This window comes from Microcystis sp. M49636_WE2 (assembly GCF_030065375.1).
Classification (GTDB): domain Bacteria; phylum Cyanobacteriota; class Cyanobacteriia; order Cyanobacteriales; family Microcystaceae; genus Microcystis; species Microcystis aeruginosa_C.
The window spans coordinates 1-20,554 of sequence record NZ_JASJFG010000369.1 but is presented as its reverse complement, the minus strand read 5'-3'; the positions used below and the strand labels follow the sequence as shown (position 1 = coordinate 20,554).

General features: G+C 37.0%; 19 protein-coding genes. 12 read left to right on the top strand and 7 right to left on the bottom strand.

The window, feature by feature from the left end; all coding sequences use genetic code 11:
- Positions 1-6: 6 nt before the first annotated feature.
- The 3 genes from PX484_RS08865 (at position 7) to PX484_RS08855 (ending at position 5,478) form a co-directional block, all read left to right on the top strand.
- Positions 7-987 carry a hypothetical protein gene (locus tag PX484_RS08865; protein ID WP_149978947.1) on the top strand — a complete coding sequence of 327 codons (981 nt, stop codon included), beginning with the start codon at positions 7-9 and terminating at the stop codon, positions 985-987.
- A gap of 26 nt (positions 988-1,013) precedes the next feature.
- Positions 1,014-3,131 (top strand): protein kinase domain-containing protein, encoded by a 2,118-nt coding sequence (locus PX484_RS08860; protein WP_287665718.1) that lies wholly within the window; start codon positions 1,014-1,016, stop codon positions 3,129-3,131.
- A 334-nt stretch (positions 3,132-3,465) separates the two neighbouring features.
- Positions 3,466-5,478, top strand: a complete 2,013-nt coding sequence (locus PX484_RS08855) for a hypothetical protein (protein ID WP_287766008.1) — start codon at positions 3,466-3,468, stop codon at positions 5,476-5,478.
- 5 nt (positions 5,479-5,483) lie between these two features.
- On the opposite strand, the gene PX484_RS08850 is transcribed toward PX484_RS08855, so the two are convergent.
- From PX484_RS08850 to PX484_RS08830, 5 genes are all read right to left on the bottom strand, one after another.
- A complete protein-coding gene (locus PX484_RS08850) occupies positions 5,484-5,960 on the bottom strand; it encodes a hypothetical protein (RefSeq protein ID WP_012266783.1) in 477 nt (158 codons plus the stop codon).
- Complete coding sequence (locus PX484_RS08845; RefSeq protein ID WP_288103505.1) at positions 5,951-6,457, bottom strand: DUF6932 family protein; 507 nt, start codon at positions 6,455-6,457, stop codon at positions 5,951-5,953. The genes PX484_RS08850 and PX484_RS08845 overlap by 10 nt, the downstream gene beginning before the upstream one ends.
- Positions 6,458-6,463: 6 nt before the next feature.
- Positions 6,464-7,330 (bottom strand): hypothetical protein, encoded by an 867-nt coding sequence (locus tag PX484_RS08840; protein ID WP_287627255.1) that lies wholly within the window; start codon positions 7,328-7,330, stop codon positions 6,464-6,466.
- Positions 7,331-7,423: 93 nt separating this feature from the next.
- A complete protein-coding gene (locus PX484_RS08835) occupies positions 7,424-8,332 on the bottom strand; it encodes a DUF1822 family protein (RefSeq protein ID WP_287766004.1) in 909 nt (302 codons plus the stop codon).
- An 18-nt stretch (positions 8,333-8,350) separates the two neighbouring features.
- Positions 8,351-9,058: a sigma factor gene (locus tag PX484_RS08830; protein ID WP_287730247.1), complete on the bottom strand. Its 708-nt coding sequence runs from the start codon at positions 9,056-9,058 to the stop codon at positions 8,351-8,353.
- Between the two features lie 68 nt (positions 9,059-9,126).
- On the opposite strand from PX484_RS08830, the gene PX484_RS08825 reads away from it, so the two are divergent.
- The 9 genes from PX484_RS08825 to PX484_RS08785 all read left to right on the top strand — a co-directional run bounded on the left by PX484_RS08825 (position 9,127) and on the right by PX484_RS08785 (position 19,355).
- Positions 9,127-9,264 (top strand): hypothetical protein, encoded by a 138-nt coding sequence (locus PX484_RS08825; RefSeq protein WP_192576039.1) that lies wholly within the window; start codon positions 9,127-9,129, stop codon positions 9,262-9,264.
- 121 nt (positions 9,265-9,385) lie between these two features.
- Positions 9,386-10,159 (top strand): hypothetical protein, encoded by a 774-nt coding sequence (locus PX484_RS08820; protein ID WP_287766000.1) that lies wholly within the window; start codon positions 9,386-9,388, stop codon positions 10,157-10,159.
- A gap of 19 nt (positions 10,160-10,178) precedes the next feature.
- Positions 10,179-11,024, top strand: coding sequence for a hypothetical protein (locus tag PX484_RS08815; protein WP_287665698.1), 846 nt, complete (start codon positions 10,179-10,181; stop codon positions 11,022-11,024).
- Positions 11,011-11,925: a hypothetical protein gene (locus PX484_RS08810; protein WP_287665696.1), complete on the top strand. Its 915-nt coding sequence runs from the start codon at positions 11,011-11,013 to the stop codon at positions 11,923-11,925. Before PX484_RS08815 ends, PX484_RS08810 begins: the two co-directional genes overlap by 14 nt.
- A 4-nt stretch (positions 11,926-11,929) precedes the next feature.
- Positions 11,930-14,593, top strand: a complete 2,664-nt coding sequence (locus PX484_RS08805) for a hypothetical protein (RefSeq protein ID WP_287765997.1) — start codon at positions 11,930-11,932, stop codon at positions 14,591-14,593.
- Positions 14,594-14,604: 11 nt separating this feature from the next.
- A complete protein-coding gene (locus PX484_RS08800; protein WP_287765994.1) occupies positions 14,605-15,711 on the top strand; it encodes a hypothetical protein in 1,107 nt (368 codons plus the stop codon).
- Positions 15,712-15,724: 13 nt separating this feature from the next.
- The gene (locus tag PX484_RS08795) at positions 15,725-16,999 is read left to right on the top strand and encodes a vWA domain-containing protein (protein ID WP_287765991.1); all 1,275 of its coding nucleotides are present in this window, start codon (positions 15,725-15,727) and stop codon (positions 16,997-16,999) included.
- On the top strand, positions 16,975-17,883 hold the full coding sequence (locus PX484_RS08790) for an ARC6/PARC6 family protein (protein WP_254064104.1): 909 nt from the start codon (positions 16,975-16,977) through the stop codon (positions 17,881-17,883). The genes PX484_RS08795 and PX484_RS08790 overlap by 25 nt, the downstream gene beginning before the upstream one ends.
- A gap of 2 nt (positions 17,884-17,885) precedes the next feature.
- Positions 17,886-19,355, top strand: a complete 1,470-nt coding sequence (locus tag PX484_RS08785) for a serine hydrolase (RefSeq protein WP_104398322.1) — start codon at positions 17,886-17,888, stop codon at positions 19,353-19,355.
- 203 nt (positions 19,356-19,558) lie between these two features.
- Here PX484_RS08785 and PX484_RS08780 read toward each other — a convergent pair whose 3' ends face one another.
- The gene (locus tag PX484_RS08780; RefSeq protein WP_287765989.1) at positions 19,559-19,711 is read right to left on the bottom strand and encodes a hypothetical protein; all 153 of its coding nucleotides are present in this window, start codon (positions 19,709-19,711) and stop codon (positions 19,559-19,561) included.
- Positions 19,698-20,554: SDR family oxidoreductase (locus tag PX484_RS08775; RefSeq protein WP_288103498.1), on the bottom strand; the 857-nt coding region annotated here is incomplete at its 5' end. The genes PX484_RS08775 and PX484_RS08780, both read right to left, overlap by 14 nt.

Below are 20,554 nucleotides of genomic sequence, written 5' to 3'. Positions count from 1 at the left end.
GTAAATATGTCTCAAAAAAACTTGAATGTTTCAGTGTTAAAATATTTTTATCCTCTGGGTAAAAAAGTTAGAAATTTGATCATTTCTCTATCTACAATCGCTGTTATTTTATTGCTAATAGATATGGTGATTCTTAATAAAGAGTGTGAAAAAAGTGGCAAGGATAACAGTTGGGCTTGTGTGATATCCCCTATATGTGTTGAATTTTATGCTTCTATTTTTGTTTTAGCATTTACTTTATCATCTATTGAATTAGCCTTTCGCAACGAGATGCTGGAAGAGATACAAACAATATTTCAGTCGAGCGAAGCTACTAAATATCTAAAAGCAGTTCATCCTAAAGTAGCTATTCATAGAGAAATGGTTAGAAGTAATTTAAGACAACTTGATGCCCATGAGCAAATAAAAATGCTTTGCTTATCAGAAACCGTGAGAATTCTGAATGATGATGAGATTGGCAAAAAAGTAATTGTCGAAAAATTACAAAATAATTGTCAATTTAAAATTCTCACTCTCCATCCAGACTCCCTACTTTTAGATTGTTTGAATAATGTTAAATTTAACAGAGATAGACAAAACCTAGTCAACAATCTCTCACCTTTATTAAAGGAGCTATCTAGAGAATTGCCAGGGAAAGTATTGCAAGGTTCTCTAGAAGTTCGTCTGCACAAAGATGTTTTCTCACCCTTTTGTTATTTTTCAAGCAAACAATTAGAACTGATCTGGATTTACTGTTTAAATTCGGCAGGTTTTGAATATCCTGCCTTTGAGATTTTACATATTGATATTATCAAAGAAATTTCGGAACACTTTGAGACTATTTGGTCAAAAAGTTCTAGTTCAATTCTTTTTAAATTTGAAAAAGGAGAGATTATCGTTGATAAAGTCGATCATTATTTACATGGTATACAACCAGAAGATGAACAAAAATCTCAAAATAGAGAAGCAAGAGAAAATGATGAGAGTAACTTCCCTAACCAACAATAATTATAAGTCTCAAAGACAATAAAAATATGTCTATCCTCTGTCCAAGCTGTCTAACTGATAATCCCGATGGAACACAACAATGTATTAGTTGTGGTTTTAATCTCACCCCTGTATCCCCTAACAAAACTACCACATCACTCCATCATCTCAGCATCGGAACTTTACTCAAACAGGGACAATATCAGATCGAACAAGTTTTGGGTGAAGGGGGATTTGGCATTACCTATAAAGGAATTTATCGAGCGAATAATGCTCCTGTGGCTATCAAAGAACTTTGGCCAGAAAAATCCGCTAGACAAGGGAATCAAGTTATTTGGCCTGCCTCTATTTCTCCTCAAATAAAACGACAACAAACCAGTAAATTTAAGCTAGAAGCCAGCCATCAACAAAAATGTCATCATGCCAATATCCCTAAAATTTATGATTGGTTTGACGAAAACGATACAGTTTATATTGTCATGGAATTTATTGCGGGAAAATCTCTTTTTAAAATCCTGACCCAAGAAAAAAAGCTAACTGAAGAGCGAGTTAAACGCTATTTTATGCAAATTGCTGATGCCTTAAAAACCGTCCACAATAATAATTTTTTACACCGGGATATTAAACCTGACAATATTTTAATTGATCCTCAAGATAAAGCGATTTTAATTGACTTTGGTGCGGCGAGAGAATTTATCGCCGGTCAAACAGGAGACATGACCAGAACCTTAACCCCGGGTTATGCTCCTTATGAACAATATAGTCAAAGGAGTAAACGTTTTCCTGCCACGGATTTTTATGCTTTTTGTGCTTCAATCTATGAACTTTTAACCGGACAATTACCAATTGAAGCACCGGATAGAGCTAGTGCATTATTGCAGCAACGTTCATCAGATCCTCTCATTCCACCCCGACAACTCAATCCAGATATTTCTAATTTAATGGAAACTGTTATCCTAACTGGAATGAGAATTAATGTTGAGGATCGTTTCCAAACTGCTGACGAACTGATTGATGCGCTCAAAGGTCAATTTGTTTCTCCTTTACAAAAAAAAGCAAGAGAGTTAGTTAAACAAGGAAAACTTGTCGAAGCAGTTCAAAGTTACGAGAAATGTTTAAGCAACGAACCCAATAATGGTGCAGCTGCTGTTGAACAAGCGTTATTGCAAATCCATCTTAATGATACTCAAGCTGAAATTGCTGCCCAAAAAGCAATTCAACTAAACCCTAATGATGGTAGAGGGTACGGAGTTTTAGGCTTGGTATATTGCCATCAAAATAACTGGGAATCCGCCGTACAACAACTACAAAAAGGGGCTAAACTTTCACCTCAAGCTCTTTGGATACAAGTGAATTTAGCCTGGTCATTCGGTAAAATTGGTCATTGGCAAGAAGCGGAATCCGCTATCAACACAGCCCTAAAACTTGATAGTAACAATCTCTTTGCTCTCGGAATTCAAGCTTGGATTACCTTCAATCAAAATCAATTTAAAGCCACTATTGGTGCTGCTAGTAAAGCAATTACTAAATCCAAACAAAACCCCTCCCAAAAGAATCAACAAATTCAATATTGGGTTTATCCCTACCTGCTTGCCGCTCTTGACAAAGCCACCACTAGCCAACAAAGCCAAGATTTAGACCGGCGCATTCAAGACTGTCTGACTCAAATTCAAGACCATCCCTTTGCTTGGGGTTTCAAAGGTTGGAAACAAGCTCAACAAGGGTTATGGAGTCAGGCTCTTCCTTGCTTTCAACAAGCTAGTCGTCACCCCAACGCAGCCCCCTGGGTGCTTATCAATACGGCTATTAGTCATGAGCATCTCAACAATCCCTCGGAAGCCCTTCAAATTTATCAAGCTTACCTACAGAACAATGGTGAGGAGCCTTTTATTGCCTATCGACTAGGAACATTACTCGCTCAATTGGGACAATGGAAACAAGCGAAAACTCATCTGGAGCAGGCGATTCAACTCAAACCTGACTACCCTGAAGCCTACCACAATTTAGGCTGGGTATTACTTAATCTAAAAACTGCCGATGGACAAATCCAATATGCCCGCGAACTCTTATCCTACTATCGTCAAGCCATTACTCTCTACAATCAACAAGATAAATCCCATCTATCCAGAATGCTCGCTCAAGCTTTAACAGAGGCTGACGTTTAAAGGCTAAGAAATGTAAAATTGACTTGCTTTGACGAAGTTAACCTGCTATAGTCGCAAAAAAACTGTTTTACAGTTTCCTCCCAAGAGCTATTTTTCTACTTCCCTAACCGCCACGACTTCGTTGATTGTTATTCGTAGCTCATTTTCAGGAAATTGGCCTACTTCTGTGCCTGATTTTCAGCTTAGTAAGCTGAAGGAGATTATCTATTGTCCTGTTTATTTGGGATTTTTAGTTTTTCCTGACAGGATTTTGCCAAAAGCATTGACGCAGGGATTTCTAGGTTATTGTTTTTTTATGTTAGTAGTTTTCGAGTTTAGCTAATTAATTTGAACCATGATTAAATACGTTATTCTCAATTTAGAACCGAGCAATGATAAAATTCAATGTTCTCTACAAATAAAATATTTATCAACTCACCCATTGCTCCGGTTATTCTTTGTTCAGAGATTGTATAATCTTTTTCTTGGTAAAACCTGTAAACATGATCTAGGCGATCATTCAGACCTTAATAATAAATATAAAGAGTGGAAAAAAATATACAATAGAGATGAGAGTTCTAATTCGGGACGAGATAGTTGGAGAAAAGAACTAAATTCTGCTTTGGAAAATTTAGATAAAAAGTTAGATGAATGGTTAAGAGATATTTCTTTTCGAGCCAAAATTGAGAAAAACTTTGTCAGTAAACTTGAGAAATTTATAACAGGTGATAATTGTAGCGTCGTCTTTGTTATACAGAGTGAAGATGAATTTATATCTCAACTATTTTGGCATAATTGGGAATTAATGAAAGACCCAAATTATCAAAAAATCCCCCTGGTATTTGCCATAAAAAATCAAAGAAAAATTTCTCAAGCAGCTTACGTTCAACTACCTAATAAGTCACTAGAAGTTTTGGTTATCTCAGGGGATACAAGGAATTTAGACCCCAAACAAGATACAGCAGCATGGCAAAAGTTTACTTCAATATGCCATGTTCTTGAACTTGATTTAAGATTGTACCCTTCTACAGAGACTACAGGGACTGATCTAACTCATTGGCTCGATCCAGAATCTCAACATAAATTTGATATTATTTACTTGCTTGGCCATGGATCAGATGATAATTCAGAACAAAAGATACGGATTAGTGATACAGAATTTCTGACGTTTAAACAATTCTGTTATCGTGTCAGCAAAATAAAAACTTTAAAACTTGTTATTTTAAACTATTGTAATTCTCTCCCCTTAGCAAAGGAGTTAATAAAATCTTCTGATATTCCTCAAGTCATTGCCATGAGAGAGACTATATTTGATTCTTTTTCTCCAGAATTTTTGACTAACTTTTTGCTCAAATTAGTTCGTTGTAACTTTTTACCTTTAGCTGTCAAAGAAGCTCAAGAACATTTAGAAATAGAATATAGCAATGAATGGCGAAGTTCTGCTTCAGTCGTTGCTCTTTTACAAAATCTCAACAAAACTCCTTGGACATGGCCTAATAATAAAGAATCTCGCTTCAAAAAGAATCTATTTCTATATTGCTCAGGTTTTTTGTCTTGTTTATTGATATGTCTAGTTTTTGTTTGGATAATTTCTACTTTGAGCAAGAATAGATTGATTAATATTCCTGGACAGATTAATAAAATATTTCCTCCGTCAAAAGCTGAAGTAGAAAATGTATTACAAGAAAGTACAGTAACTATTAAGGTTTATGACCCCAAAACAAATAGCTCTAGTTTTTTTGCGGGTATTATTTTTGCTTATGACAAGAAAGCAGAAAAATCTCATTCTCAACAAGATACAACTTATTATATTCTAACCACCGCAAAATCATTAGAAAACATAGAAAATCGTCAAATTGTTATATCAACTAATCAAGGACCAAAAGATTTCAGAAACTACAGACCTATTACAGAGGTGAGTCAGCACTTAGCTATAATGACTTTTAACAGCAATAAAACATACAAAATCGCTCAACTGAGCAAAGCTAAGGCTGCATTAGAAGAAAAAGTTTATATGGCCGCTCGACAGTCTCCAGAAGACTCTCGTTCAAATCTCAATTTAATTGATAGTAAAATTACCGATCTAAATCCAATGCAACAAAATCAAACTTATAAATTTTTCTACGACAGCTTCGATGGTACAATTAAACCAAAAGCGGATGGAAATTCTATTATCAATCAATATGGCTGCTTAATTGGAATTGATTTAGGTAGTCCTAATTTGCCTAATCAGAATTTGGGAATTGGTATTCCTGAAAATACTCTTTTAGAGGTAAAAAAGCTTAAAAATCCCCAGGACACATCGATAAATAACATAAAAGAATCAAAGTTTGCAGATTTATATACTGAGTCTTGTCAGTATGAATAATAAACCTATAAAGACTCTTTTTCCAGCTTACGATATTGAAGCTTGAACAGCGATAAAAACCACTGCGATACCGTTTCTTTATTAGGATTATATTGGTCGATTTTGTCAAATACTTGCTTCAAGGTTTGCTGCCATGCTATTCCAGAAATATCCAGGGAAGAACTATATATATTTTGATTTTGTACTTGATTAGATTCTTGAATTTTATTAGTTAATTTCGTTAAGCTTTTATATCTTTGCTGACTAATTTTTGGATAATTTTTAGCAGCCAAAGCTAAACTTTCTAGCTGTTTATCTTCATATTCTGCCAGTTCTGTGTTGATTCTCGCTAACAAAGTCCGTAAAGAATTTTCCCTTGCTTTCAAAATTCTTGAATCGATTTCAGGATGTTGAATTGCATAGTCAGAAAATTCTACTATTGCTTTCTCAAACTCTTGAGCTTGAGCTTTTCTAAGTTCATATCCCTTTTCGTTCAAAACCATAGCTGTAAATCCACTAACTGTAACTCAACGCAAACAATACCTTTAGTAATTCCTCTTTCTACATCTATTGTATAATAACCATAAATCGTTTGACCATTTACGGCTCTCGTATCTGCGGTTAATAATTCTCCTCCATACTTTTTCTTTTGCTCTCGACATCCTTCTAAGGAAGTATCCAGCAGGATACTATCAAGCTTTTCTGGATTTACTTTCTCACTTTCCCAAAAACCATCATAATCATTGGGTTTTCGCTTTTTAGTCACAAAACTACCATCAAGATAGACTTTTTGGCAACCTGCTTGTTGAAGATTTAGCAATACTCTTTTTAGTCCGACTAGAAGACGTTGTCTTCTTCGAGTGGTTCCAAATCTTTCTACAAGCTCTTCCCAGCTATCTAATTTATGTTCTCCCGGCGGCAAAAAGCCGCGCTGATTAAAAGGAGGAATTCCCATGTTTTTAATATTAGATAATTTGTGAGCAAGCTGGGCATTGCCCAAGAAAAATTAGGGTTGATTAGAACTAATTGAATGACTATCTTGATAAGATTGGTTTAAGGGATCTCTGTAAGTTAGGTAAAGTTTTAGAGGAATCGGTGGACTCTGAATCAACGCTAGATGATAGTCCTCAACAACCTGCATAGCTTCAGAAATAGATAAGGATTTATCGTAACGAAGATCGGCGCATTTTTGAAAAGTACTTTGAGCAGATAATTTCAGATCTGAATACTTTTTCCAAAGCAGTAATATATCCCCAGATAGAATAAAAGAAATAGCTGTTAATGCTGCCTTAACTGCCCACTTTACCCCACTCATATCTTGATTTTCTTGGCTAATTGTAGCCGTAGAGGTTGCGAAGTCTGCAAAATAAATAATTCCTGATAAAATTAAAATTGAAATAACTAAAAATACCAGTAAATAATTGACCGTTTTTGCCGCTAAAAACTCAGTAAAGTAAGCAGATTCTGTTGTAATATCCATTAATCTTTGTGGACTATTAGATAGAGAAGATGAATAATAAGGAGAAGTAAAAGGAGCTTGTTGCAATTTAATTCCTGTTGTCCAAGCTCTAACCATAGCTAACTCATGGCTGGGAATATCTTCTCCTAAACTATCAGCATATAAAATCATTCTTCTACATTTATCAGCTTTTTGTGTCAAGTTATTAGCCCATTCTCGCAACCATGCTACTGCTATTGGAGTGATTAAGGCAAGAAAACCGGCAATAGCTAAAAGCCACAATTTATTGTTGACTGTCGCAATTAATGCTAAAACTTGAGCGCATAAAGATAACCACAAGCTGTACCACCATCTCACTTCAGCTTGATCGTAGAGATAATTGCGAATATCCGATAAATCTTTTTGGTTTGGCATAGCTTACTTTAGCATCGATATAAGATCAAATTTTGAACAATTTATCTAAACTTTAATCAGAAATTTAGATAAATTATCCCGTTCTAATAGGGTTTAGTCAAAAGAAAATTGTTCTGTGTGAATTTCCTCTCCTCGCTTCACTTGTATTTGAAAACTCTCTCCCAATTGAAGGGTGTATTTTAAAGAGATGTAATGATCTCCTTTTGTCGGATTTGCCTTCAAAGTTTGGTCGGATAAAGATAATAGCTTCAAATTCAAATCAGATGGAATTTTTTTAGATGATTCAACCTCCACGAGAAGTTGAAACTTTCCCTCTTTTGTAGGGGTTATCCTAACCAATAGAATAAATGTCCGTCTTATCAGAGTAATGTATTTAGCTCTATAGAGAGGAGAGGTAATAGATTTATCGATTGTAGGTAGAGCAGGACTATCTCTACGAACAAGCTTTTTCTGTTTATCTTTTAAAATTTCTGCTGATTCATCCTCATTCCAATTCTTGGCAAAAGTTCTTTCGAGAAGTTGTTTGTTTTTAGCCAGAAGAAGTAAATCAACTAAATTGTCAATATCTGGTAATTGAGCTAATGGTAATTCATTAGTTTCTATCTGCTCGACAAATCCAAATAAAATAGCTTTCTTCGCTTCTTCATCAATTTCTACCACAACATAACCCACTCGATCTGACCATACCTCGGACGGGACATAACAGATATTTTCATTTGGCAAAACCGGACGACATTCTAATTTACCGAGAACATCGATCTTTAAATCAGCACTATCCATTAAAATTCGCCGATTATAATCTCCGATAGTGCTTTCCTCTAAATTTGTTTCTACTTTCAAACACTGGCAGTAAAAGTTAACAGCAAGCACAGCTAAAGTATTTAGAAAAACCTGTTTACTTTTATCGGCATCTTTCTGTTCGCAACTAAACTTTTGAGCTAATTTAAAATCAGCACCGCTCAGGGGGACTGTAAAAGTTAAACGTTCAGCTAGTGGCATCATGGTTTTTGTCTCCTATTTCTAAAGATATTCTTGAAAAATTGGTTGTAATTTATCAATGCTGCGTTGATAAAAGCTGCTTAAAGTTGCTAGGGAGATTCCCCATTCTGTTGACATTTCCTTCCAAGATTGTCCATTAAATCGCCTTATACAGATTGCTTGAAAATTAGCCTCCGGATGCTTTTCGATGTGAGTCTGCCGAAAACAATCTCTAGGATCTTTTTGGATAAAATCCCATAATCTCTCCCAATCTTTTTGGGGGGAGAGAGATTCAGTTTGCTCGATTATATCAAGCAAGGAAGTATCTGGGGCATGGTTCCAGCTTGATTGCTCCGACTGGAGAGGAACATCCAAAGATTGCTCATAAATTCTGATTCGCTTGCCATTATCTTGTCTATGTCGCAGTTTTAAATGTTCCCTGACAGCATCGATAAATCGCTTATCAAGCAAAAAACTTACCCATGCCAAGACATTACCTTTACTTGGGTCGTACAGATCAATTTTTTCAAAAATCTCTAAAAAAGTCTGCTGTAGAGCTTCGTGAAAAATATCCTGATAGACAGACTTAGGAAAATTATAGATATTTTTACAGTACACTTTATTAGAGTTTTGAATCTCATTGGTTAGTTTTGTTAGCCATTTTTGTCTCTCCTTGCTGTTTGCAGGGGAGCTTTTAGCCAAAAGTGCCATTTCTTCAAGAAGCTTAAGTTTGCTGTCTGGGTTACTCATCAGAGAACTCTCCTTGCATTTTCTAGATCACTACCCCTTTTATCTACTCGTCAGATCCCTGGCATTTTATGCAAAAACCGATAATTAAAATTCTTTTTTGTGAGGAATTGTCGAGGGAATTGCGATCTCGCTCCCGGAGTGCCTTCGGTATCGCAGCCAGAGTGGATGTGGCGCGGGGTACTATCGAGAATGTAAATTTATGTTAAGATAATCATAAATTTTGCATAAAAAGCAGCCATCCCTACGAGAAAGTAATATAAAACCGAAACTAAACACGATCGCTGTTTGGTTGCTATCAATTATCAATCATGACTCATTGATCAGGAGGTGGAGTGCTTGGGAGTTATTTATATTGGCGATCGCAACACAGGTAAAACTCACCTAGTCTTGGAATTAGCTAACCCCAAGGGAAATTATGTCAAAGTTACTTATCCCGATTATCAGTATCTTAGAGGATTTTTTTTAGACCTAGAACTTGGCTCTCCAAAACCAACTGGTAGTATCGCTCCCGAAGCAATTTTTGAGCAGTACATAGAAGTTAATGTCACCCTTCCCACAGGAGAGAAAATGATTGCCTTGGATTGGTTGGACACCCCCGGTGAAATCTGGCGAAAATCTTGGCAAAAAAATCAACCTGATGAGTGGCAAAGATTTCTCGAAACGATCAGAAAAGCTGAAGGAATTATGTTGATTTTACCGCCCTATCGGGACATCATTAAACCGACCAGCCAAGTAAACCTAGATGACTTTATCACCAGACAACAATGGTGTAATCGTTTTGACCGTTGGCTTGAATTTTTCCAGCAAGATTGTCCGAAAATTCGGCATCTTCTCCTCTGTTTAAATAAAGCCGATTTACTCCCAATCGATCTCGAAGAAGAAGCCAGAAAACTCGCTTTTAATCCTGATTTCCAACCCATAACATGGCAAGAGAGAGATAACTATGTCTTTCAGCGTTATTTTCGACCGATTCACCCTCAAATCAATCAACTTAACCGTAGTATTCAAGGGTTAACAATTAGATGTTTCATTACGAGCATATATAATCGAAAATTATTAGAACTCCCCTGGATTTATTTGGGCAGTCATCTCGCAAAATAAAGTTAAAATAGGAGTAAAAATGACCAGTGGAAATATTGTTGTAATTGGACCGACAGCAGCAGGAAAAACCACCTATTTAGCTGCTTTGTCCTACTTCAAAGAACACAAACAAGGCAAAAAACTATTTACTGTCAACCCCCAAAATCCTGCCACAAGAATACTTGCAGAAAAAGCTGAAAATATTCTCAAACAGGCGGCCGATCTAGATAGAACTGTCATCGGACAAGAGATTGAGTCAGTAGATGACTTACCGTTTTATTCCTTTGGTATCACAGCCAAACCCTATTGGTATAGTTCCACGGAGACTTTTCAATTAACCGCTAGAGATTATCCCGGAGAAGTCTTTGAGGCAATTGCCAGTCCCAGTGCAAGAAAGCCTATCCATGAAGATTTTATTAATGAATGTTTTACCGATGTCATCGGCTGTCTAATTATGCTAACAGGATGGGAACCCGGAACTGATAACTTTTATAACAGAATCATGAAACAATTCCTTAAATTAATGGATGAGCGGGGTCGTTCTCAGAATTTGAAGTTAGCAATAGTTATGAGTAAATGTGAAAGAGGAGAAATTTGGCCCGGTAGGCTTGACCCAGAAATTGATTTGTTCGCTGTCCATTTACGAGAAACTACTAAAACCTTGCGAGCAAAAGTTATTCCCCAAAATCTGCGTTTTTTTGCCCTTTCTACCTTTGGCGTTTTAGGCAGAGATAATCCCCGTCCTAACCGAGAAGATCGGATGAAAGGAGAAGAACCGGCTTCGGTGATTAGACAACCAAACTCATGGCAACCTTATAATCTAATTGAACCTCTCTATTGGCTCAGTAAAAAACCAAATCAAGGAGCCAAAAATGAAAGGGTTTGACTGGTTAAAACCAAAAGCTCCTGAATTAAAAGATGCCAATGCCGAAATACGGGTTATTGGCGATCGCAGTGCTGGTAAAACCGCCTATATGGCTTCCCTTGCCTATTGGCCCAATGCTAAGGCCGATAGTCCAGTTCAATCGGTGACTCCAGTGGGGAACCAAGAAGCCAGCGCACAACTGATGAACATGGCACAGAACATCTTGGAACAGGGACTAGAATTAGAACCAACTCCCCTAGAAGCCACCGTTGATGAAGTCAAAGATTATGGATTGAGTATTGTTCTCAAAGAACAATTTTCTTTGAAAAATCTGCAAAGAGGCCTATCTTCTAGCGCAATACGTCTCAATGTTAACTGTAAAGATTATTCCGGCGAGTTTCTTCGGGATCTCATTAACAAAACCGGCGATCCGCGCTTAGTTGACTATCTCGAAGACTGTGTGGTGGCTACAGGTCTTTTATTGTTAGTGGATGGAACCTCTCACCGCAAAGATAAAGACTATGCTATTGGACTAGAAAAGTTTTTAGCAGCCCTAGACAGGGTGGATATTAATCCCAAACAGCGCCGCGTTGCTTTTGCGGTTAGTAAGTGCGAACTGAGTCAACTGTGGGTGAGTCGTCATGAACCGAGAAAATTGACACAAAGACGCTTTCCTCTGATGCAAAATAAATTAGAAAACTGGGTAGATAGGGGAGGAGGTGAAGTGGACTATTTTGCCACTTCTGCCTTTGGTACGTTGGGAACAAATTATCCCGAACCCAACTCGATCGAAAAACAACGCGATCGCCAAGGAACAACTTCTATTATCCGCGATCCGAGACGGTGGCGACCCTTTGGTTTAGTTTCCCCGATTTACTGGCTTTGTACCGGTCAACATCACAAAGAATTAGATAAGGATTAAAACAATGACTACTATTCACATTCATGAATTTAGCACGGGTATTTTAGTGGATGGCACTGGCGGTGCTGGTGAGTGGAAATCGCAGGGTTTTTCGGGAGAGTACATGAACTCAACCCTTGCTAAAATTCCTACACCTGTACAGTTAGCAATCAAAAATCGGGAATTTGCCGTTTCTGAAGGCGCATCTAGCCAAAATCCTGCCATTATTGGACGGGAAGTTGAATACAATCAGGAAGCTTGGTCAGTCATTGCCGTCGTCACACGGGGGATAGATGAACGGGGACGGGGTGCATCTCTCTATCGTTATTTCTTGTGTCAGGGAAGGGGTAAGCTGCCTGATCTTGTATCTTGGTACATGAAAAATGGAATGCCAACTTTTAACCCCTCCGATCATAAACAAGTCGATTGGTTTACAGAATATGACGATACTGGGACTCAAATTAATGACTATATTCCGCCTGAGTTGGATGGGATTTGGGAAGGAAAAACACCGATAATTATTACTCAAAAACAGCCACCATATACTGCTTTAATCATTCATAAAATTGCCTCTAAAACTGACCCAGCAAAATATAATGAATTGATTTCTTGGGCCTGTAATGTGGAGGCTTTAGAGAAACCAAATCGCTTTTTAGTCATTCATCCCGCCAGTAAAAAAGCAGAGGAGACCATAAGAGCCACAATAAACAGTATTCCTCAACTTCCCCCGGCTATACCCGAAGAACCCCTAATCAGAACTGCTATTAAGAATTCCTGCCGGACAGGAAACTTTCAAGAAAATTTAGCCCCTATCGAAGATGCTTTGAACAATCCTAAAATTCAACAGGATTATACAACCTTTTGGAATTCCATATTTGAAGGACAAGGCTCCAAAGATGCTTATGAGCAACAAATTTATGATGACTTTAAAGTACGTCTCTTGACGCTACAAGCCATAATTTGCCCTGAAAAGCTGCCAGATTTTGTCGCTTGGATAATGAAAAAACAGGAGGATGATTATCCAATATCTCAGAGTTTTCAAGGGGAGATTGTAAAAGCTATTACTCAGCCAAACTCATTAATATTTAATCAAGTTAAGCAAGGTATTAATATACTTATTCTTCATATCATTAAGCAGCCAGACCTGATAGATGCTACAGCTAAACTCTTATTAGATGAAGTCGGACTCTGGGGAGGAACATATAAAATTTACACAAGTGTGGGATTAAGACAAGATTTAAAGAAAAAAGCAGGTTATCTAAGCACGGAAACAGAAGGTTTAAAAGAAAAAGAATTTTATGTGTTAAATGATGCACGTTGGCAAGAAATTAAAGATGAATTAAGTAGAGTTTGGAATCATCCTTTTGATCCTGATCAAACAACTCAAAAATACATCCATCTCGCTCGCCTATTTGATAAACTAGAAGTGTCATCTGACGAACAGTATAAAGGATCTAGTTTAACCGTTTTCTTTTATCATCTCGCCCAGGAAAAGATTCCTAGTGACGTATATAAACGCCATAAATTGAAGGGGGATGAAGATAAGAATTTTGATATTAAAGTTCAAAGAGATATACCTTGGCAAGAACTGGTATTTATACAAACAAAAAAAATAGCAATGTTGCTTCTATCTTATCTGCTTAAAGTTAAAGGTGGAGCAGCTGGCTGTATTATTCCTATTATTTATTTTTTGCTTATATTCACTTTAGGAGGATTTTTCCTTCAAAGATTATTGAATTTAGCTAATTTATCTGTACCCGGTTTACCCGGAGGATCAAACAATTCAGAATCGCCGATTATTAAAGAAGCGATCAAAAGCTTTCCAAAGACTAAAGGGTCATTACTACAAATTCAACAATATTTGAAGCAAACTACTAGAGCAGATGCTTTTAAACCTAACAAGAATGAGATTGATGAAGCTATTTCAAAAATTCTCGATCCTACCTATTCTTCCAATGCTGGTAACTCCTCTACTTCTAATAACTATCTCAATCTTAAAACTATAGACAAAGATAAAGACAAGTGGATTCAGGCAATCATATATTATCAATTATATAAAGTTACACCATCTAATTCTGATGATATTGATGGCATTATTGATAAGGATGGAATAACTTATCAAGCTCTCAAATGTAATCTGCTTAAAAATATGCAACTGCAAGCAACTCAAGCAACTGCTGACAATTGTAAAAAGCTAGGGTTTTCTAAAGTTAAAGTGGCTAAAACTACCGCTAAAGAAACAACCCCATCCCCATCTCCGACAAGAGACCAAAAAATTGAAAAGGCCGTCTCGGAATTTGATAAACCACAAAAGACCAAATCTAGTTTAGAAACTTTAGTAAAAGAATTAGATTTAGATGAGGCTTTTTCTGTTTCATCTTCATATAATGTAATTAATGTTCTTGATCCCAATAATGAATTTAGGATTTCCCTTAGTCGTATGACTGAACCAGCAGATAAAGAAGCTTGGGTTAAAGCTATTTTACAATACCAAGAAAGTCTTAAATCTAGACTTAAAAAGGAGCAATCTATTAAGATTGATGTTGATGGAGTGATTAACTATGAAAGGAATACCTATAACCTTTTGAAGTGTGATGTAGCTGCTCAACTGGGTGAAACATTAAGTGATACACCAATTTGCGGTAAAGTAAAACCAATTATCGATTCGTCAACTCCCCCACCAGGATAATTTTTAAACCTATGAGAATTTGGCTTTACATACTAGCAGGAATAACCTCGGCTTTAATTGGCTGGAATATCGGTCAGATTTTCTTGACTGATTTAAAAATCCTGTCTCGGTTTCCAGAGGTGGTTCTTTTCCCCTGCGTCGCTATATCCTTAGGGATTGGGATGGTAATGAATGAAATATTTATTAGTAATCCCACCCGTCCTAAACTCAACTTTCGGATTGCTTTAGTTCCCCTATTAATTGCCACCTTAATCGGATTGATTGCTGGATTAGCTGCGGGTGGAATCTTTCAGCTATTAATTCAATCTGGAGTTGCTGAATTTCCAGGCAGACTTTTAGGTTGGCTTTTTGTCGGTGCAGCCGTTGGATTAGCCGAAGGACTTACTTGGCAATTTTACAGCATGGAAGCGGGGGATCGCGATCGCTTTCGACAACGGTTATATACTAGCATCATCGGTGCGGGTGTTGCCAGTTTAGTAGCGGTGGGAATCTTTGAATTTATTCGTCAATGGTTAGGCACCTCAGAAGCGTTTAGAAAAGCAGAAGATCCCCTCGGATTTGCCATTTTAGGCTTATTGCTCGGCCTAACCTTTACCATTACTAATTCTCCTAGCTACATGGCGGCACTGAGAGCCGGTAAAGGATTCGAGTACAGGAAAATCATTCCCGAACTCGAAAGCATTGATCCTCAATTTACATCCATTAATTCAGTCTTTCCTAACATCCATAAAACGCTCAAATTTGTCAGTGAATCGGATGCCGAAAAAATCGAAGAAGGACTGTCGATTCAACTTCCCGCCAAAGGAATCATCAAAATTGGTTCTGTCGCCAAAACTAAAGGTTCTGATGGTGTAGAAAGAGGATCGGATATTTATCTCCCCGGACTCCCCCCCCATATTGCTGACATCAAAATTATCAGCCGTGATGCCATTTTAGATCCTAACCCAACATCTTACAACCTTATTGAACTCAATGGCAGACGTTTAACTAGCAACGAAAAAATTACCCTTAAACACAATAACCTGATAACCTTCCATGTTAAAGATAACCACAACCCCGATGAACCCAAAATCTATCGTTTCGTCTTCTACAATCGCTTCCTTGACCCACAAGCTTAGTTTATCAATGATTATGTTAACCGCTCTTATTACCCCAGCTTGGGGAATTAAACCTGAAATCACAGATATTGAGGACATCGACGATAAAGTGACTCTTCAAATTCAAGTGACAGGAGAAGAAAGTAAACCGATTATGGGTTTAGCTGAAAGTGACTTTCATCTGAAAGTTCTTGATAAAAAAAACAACAAAACTTATCAAGGAAAACAACTACCTTTTGACTGGAAGTCTCCCCGAGAAACGACTCCTCCTGATGCTTGGATTGTCGTTCTCATCGACTTTAGTGGTAGTATGAATTGTTCTCAGGATCTCAACACAAAATGTGATGCCAAAGCGGTTGCTAAAGGAAAGCGAAAATTAGATGCAGCAATTAACGCGCTGGGAACATTTATTAAATTAGCCTCAGAGCGTAAAGGCAACACCTATTTATCTATTGTTCCCTTTGGGGTAGAAGGTAAAAATGATAAGCCTGGAGCCTGTGATTATTACCCAAAAGTTACTTCAGAAACTCTCAATAATTTTAGTTTAGTGCAAGATGTTAAACTAACTAATTTTCTAGGTAGTCTTGCGAATAAAACTCCTTGTGCAACGACTAATTTCTATCAAGCTCTCAAGGAAACCGTCAAATTTTTTAAAAACGATAAAGAAGGTCGTTTCTATCCTAAAGATAAAGAAGGAAACCCTTTAAAACCTCAACCACGACTCTCAATTATTCTCCTTTCTGATGGCTTTGATAATAATAGTAATTATCAAGAAATTCAGAAAACTTTAGCCAATCTTCAGAACAATAAAGATATTGTTGTTCATACCCTAGGATATGGCTTAACCCCACAACAATTAGGCAAAAAATATTCCTTAGGTAAACCTGCTGTTCGTGGAGATATTAATAACCCAAAATTATCCCAAGAAACTAGAGAGCAACTAGAAAAAGAATTTGTAGATCAAAAACAGTTAGCGGAAATTGCGAAGTTAACAGGAGGAGTTACTGAATTTGCTGGTGATGCTGATGAAATTGCCGAGAAATTAGAAATTTTCCTTGATGCGATTCAAGGACGATACGAAATTAGTTATATCCAACCCAACGTTCGACGAGGAGGTGAATATGTAGCCACAGTTTTTACTCAAAAAGTAGCATCACAATCTAAACCTTATACCCTTGATTTTTTTGGGCGCACACTTCCCTTAGAAACCAGAATATTAATGCTTATTTGTATTTTTCTTGCTCTTGGTTTGGGAGGAGTTATTCCTTTTTATTATTGGGGAAAATGGTTAAAGGAAAAACAAAACTAATCCTAAATATTTTCGGCACTTGTAAAGTCATGAAACAGATCCTTATTTATTCATCTCTCTTTTTTCTCAGTAGTTGTAATTTTCAGTTTAATCAACCTCAAACAACTTCAGAATGTCCTCAAAAACCCACAGCTATTCTCATGGCAGAAAATCTAGAAAATGTTAACCTAACCACTGAAACTATCACCAAATCTAATCAGGTTAGTGCCACTAAAGCTGTCGGATACACTTTTACAGGAAAGTCAGGACAAAACCTTAGCTATAACACAGATGATGATATCTGTGTGTGGCTTTATAGTCCAGACAATCAAATTTTACAAGGAACAAAATTGCCAGAAGACGGAAAGTATTTGCTGCAAATTGCTGCCCCCAAAGGTTCTAAAACTTTTAAGATAGATATAAGTTTAGGAACGCTCGCTTCTTCCCCGACACCGACACCAAGACTCTCTCCATCTCCCTCATCTTCCCATGATCTCACACAAGATGAAGCAGCAAAACTTGTTAAACGTTGGTATGAAGTTAAAAGACAAGCTTTCGGTTCTTCTTTTGACGACAGCTTAGTAAAGCAATACGCCACCGGAGAACTTTATTCTAATACCTTAGAAAAATGTAATGATGGAATCTGTGGGGGGACAGTGGGTTGGCTGCGCTCTAAAGGCTGTTATTATACTTATGATTTTTCCAATATTAATCGGATAGTCTCTTTTGATCCTTCAGGTTCGTCACCTTCAATAACAGTCAATGTAACGGAACAACTTACACTCCATGGTCCCAGAAGTGCTGGATGTGGAACCCCAACCCAGACTTATCAAAAAAATGTTACCTATTGGTTTCAAAAAGAGAGTGGAAATTGGAAAATTCTTAACTATAAGGTAGGAACTTAATCATGGAAAGAAAAAGAATAAAGTCAATAAAAGTCAGAACACAATCGAAGACTTACCATATCCAATGGTCTAGGTTTTTGCCCATCTTAATTTCTTTTTTTGTAACATCTGCAATCGCTCTGTATCTCATCTTAAACTCCTCCAAAAACGAATCCTGTAGGATAACTAAATTATTGTTAATTAACGGTGTTCCTAAGTCCATTGGAGGTAAAGTTGATCACAATAAAACCCTATGTTATGAATTTCAGGGCATTCAAGGACAGCAATTGCAATTAACAACTAATCAAAAAATAAGCCTAGTTTTTCCAAGTAATAAATACCAAAATCTTCAAGGAGATTATAAAACGATTCTGTCGGAAACAGGCGACTATTCGCTAGTCATAGAGACGCAAGAAGATAACTTAGATTATCAAATTAACCTGATAGTAAGCTCGCAAAATACAACTAATCTGCCCAGAAAAACGCCCGTTAATGATTTGTCCCTAACACCTTTAACACCTCAACTTCCTAGTCAGTCTAATCAGCTAACTTATAACGTTAAACAGTCGCCTACTTTTTATCAAGATCAAGAATTGCAAAAAATCGTTGACAATATTGTAAGTTTAGCTCGATCTAGAAAGTTACCAATAGATAAATTATCTATCAGTTTAGTTGACTTAAATCAATCTGAATGTTGCGCTTATGCTGCTTATCAAGATAGTGAATTGAGATATCCGGCTAGTATTGTCAAGCTTTTCTGGCTAGTAGTTCTCTATAGTCAATATTATTATCAAGGAATTGAGCCGAATCAAATTCCTCCAGAAAAACTCAAAGTTATTTCTAAAATGATTAAAGATTCCGATAATGAATCAGCTAGTATTATTGTTGATGACATTACTCAAACCAAATCGAGTCAAAAAGACCTCGCACCAGAAAAACTCAACGAATGGAGGAGAAAACGTTATGCTCTTAATGATTTTTTTGCATCCTATTTTGTTGATTCTGTTAATTACCCCCTTAATATTAGTCAGAAAACTTTTCCTATCCCCAATCTACTCGAGGATCCAGCAGGACCAGACCAACAAATTCGTCAGCTTAACGGCAAAAGCTCACCCCCGAGACGAAATTATTTAAATACCTATAGCGTTGCTAGATTACTGCTCGAAATTGAGCAAGAACAAGCCATTTCGCCAGCTTATAGCCAAGCGATTAAACAATTAATTAAACGAGATTTACATCCTCAAGCGTGGAAAGAAAAACCTTTTAATCCTATCCAAAACTTTTTAGGTCAATCTCTCCCGGTTAACACTCAATTTTATGCTAAGATGGGCTGGACATTTAATAATCGAAATGATGCGGCTATTATCGTCAGTCCTGATAACAAAGCTCATTATATTTTAGTTGTCTTTGGAGATGAAAAAAAGTTTTATCAAGATAAAGAGTTTTTCCCAATTCTTTCACGACAAGTTTATAACCAAATGCTTAAAAAATGACTTAAGAAAAGACTAAAATAGGAGATAATTCGGGAGAATAAGCAGGTAAATACGCCAATTAAGTTGCAAAGGGCAGTTCAAATGATTCCGGTTCTGATGGAGTTGCCGCCGAGATTCTATACATCTGTACTGAAAAAAAAGTGCAGGACTTTTAGGATATTTTACCTTTTTCCTATCGGCATTTCAGGCTTTTTCAGCATACCCTACTTAAATTTTCGCATTCCTTTAGAAAGATAGGCAACGAAAAAAGCTAACACTCCCGTCATCCCTACCTCAAAATAATTGGTCATGAGAATAGCGGTAAAAAAAAGGAGCAAGATAATTAATATAGTCCGCTTTTGTTCAGATAATTTCATCTCTAATTGCCTCTAATTCGCTTTTAATACTTAATGGTTGATAACCCAAAGAAAAAGCGAGAGAACTATCAAGAGAAACATCCTGGGGACGGGGCGCACTCATGGGAACATCTGACTGTAAACAGGGTTTTATTTGTTCTTTGGGAAGGTTAAAAACCGCCGCCATTAGTAAACCAAATTGATAACGAGAAACTCTTTCTTTACCCCCCAGATGAATAATCCCTTGCACTTTTTCTAATGCCAAAAGTAAACCATTCACTGCACTATTAACCCCAACAGCCGTCCGATATTCATCAGTAAATAGAGATAGTTCTTTTCCCTCTTGGAGGGTTTTTAAAAAGGGTTGCAGAAAACTATTAGCGGTGGGAGAAGGGGAACCAAACATCAAAGGCATTCGACAAATGGCCGCCCGAGGATATATTGCTAAAATACCCTTTTCTGCCGCTACTTTTTGCTCACCATAGACACTGACGGGAGAAACGGGATCATTTTCGGAATAGGGGGCATTTTTACCATCAAAAACTAAATCGGTAGAGGTAAAAACTAGCGGTATTTGATATTGACTACATAAACGGGCAATTTCTAGAGAAGCTGTCAGATTAATTGCCTCGGATGCTTGGGGAAATTCTTGACAGAGATTCGGTTTTGATTGGGCAGCCCCATGAATTACCGCGTCGGGTTTAATCTGTTGAAAAAGTTCTCTAACTGCGGCTAAGTCTGTTAAGTTAATTTTAATTAAATTCGGGTCATTACTATTGACATTGTGATTAAAGTATGTACCAAAACTTGCCCAGTATGAGCGAGTTTTTTGGTAAATATGCCAACCTAAAAACCCACTAACTC

Bases quoted from the DNA above. Each gene is read 5' to 3' on its own strand.
- PX484_RS08865 (WP_149978947.1), top strand. From the start codon at position 7: ATGTCTCAAAAAAACTTGAATGTTTCAGTGTTAAAATATTTTTATCCT.
- PX484_RS08860 (WP_287665718.1), top strand. From the start codon at position 1,014: ATGTCTATCCTCTGTCCAAGCTGTCTAACTGATAATCCCGATGGAACA.
- PX484_RS08855 (WP_287766008.1), top strand. From the start codon at position 3,466: ATGATTAAATACGTTATTCTCAATTTAGAACCGAGCAATGATAAAATT.
- PX484_RS08850 (WP_012266783.1), bottom strand. From the start codon at position 5,960: ATGGTTTTGAACGAAAAGGGATATGAACTTAGAAAAGCTCAAGCTCAA.
- PX484_RS08840 (WP_287627255.1), bottom strand. From the start codon at position 7,330: ATGCCAAACCAAAAAGATTTATCGGATATTCGCAATTATCTCTACGAT.
- PX484_RS08835 (WP_287766004.1), bottom strand. From the start codon at position 8,332: ATGATGCCACTAGCTGAACGTTTAACTTTTACAGTCCCCCTGAGCGGT.
- PX484_RS08830 (WP_287730247.1), bottom strand. From the start codon at position 9,058: ATGAGTAACCCAGACAGCAAACTTAAGCTTCTTGAAGAAATGGCACTT.
- PX484_RS08825 (WP_192576039.1), top strand. From the start codon at position 9,127: ATGCAAAAACCGATAATTAAAATTCTTTTTTGTGAGGAATTGTCGAGG.
- PX484_RS08815 (WP_287665698.1), top strand. From the start codon at position 10,179: ATGACCAGTGGAAATATTGTTGTAATTGGACCGACAGCAGCAGGAAAA.
- PX484_RS08810 (WP_287665696.1), top strand. From the start codon at position 11,011: ATGAAAGGGTTTGACTGGTTAAAACCAAAAGCTCCTGAATTAAAAGAT.
- PX484_RS08805 (WP_287765997.1), top strand. From the start codon at position 11,930: ATGACTACTATTCACATTCATGAATTTAGCACGGGTATTTTAGTGGAT.
- PX484_RS08800 (WP_287765994.1), top strand. From the start codon at position 14,605: ATGAGAATTTGGCTTTACATACTAGCAGGAATAACCTCGGCTTTAATT.
- PX484_RS08795 (WP_287765991.1), top strand. From the start codon at position 15,725: ATGTTAACCGCTCTTATTACCCCAGCTTGGGGAATTAAACCTGAAATC.
- PX484_RS08790 (WP_254064104.1), top strand. From the start codon at position 16,975: ATGGTTAAAGGAAAAACAAAACTAATCCTAAATATTTTCGGCACTTGT.
- PX484_RS08785 (WP_104398322.1), top strand. From the start codon at position 17,886: ATGGAAAGAAAAAGAATAAAGTCAATAAAAGTCAGAACACAATCGAAG.
- PX484_RS08780 (WP_287765989.1), bottom strand. From the start codon at position 19,711: ATGAAATTATCTGAACAAAAGCGGACTATATTAATTATCTTGCTCCTT.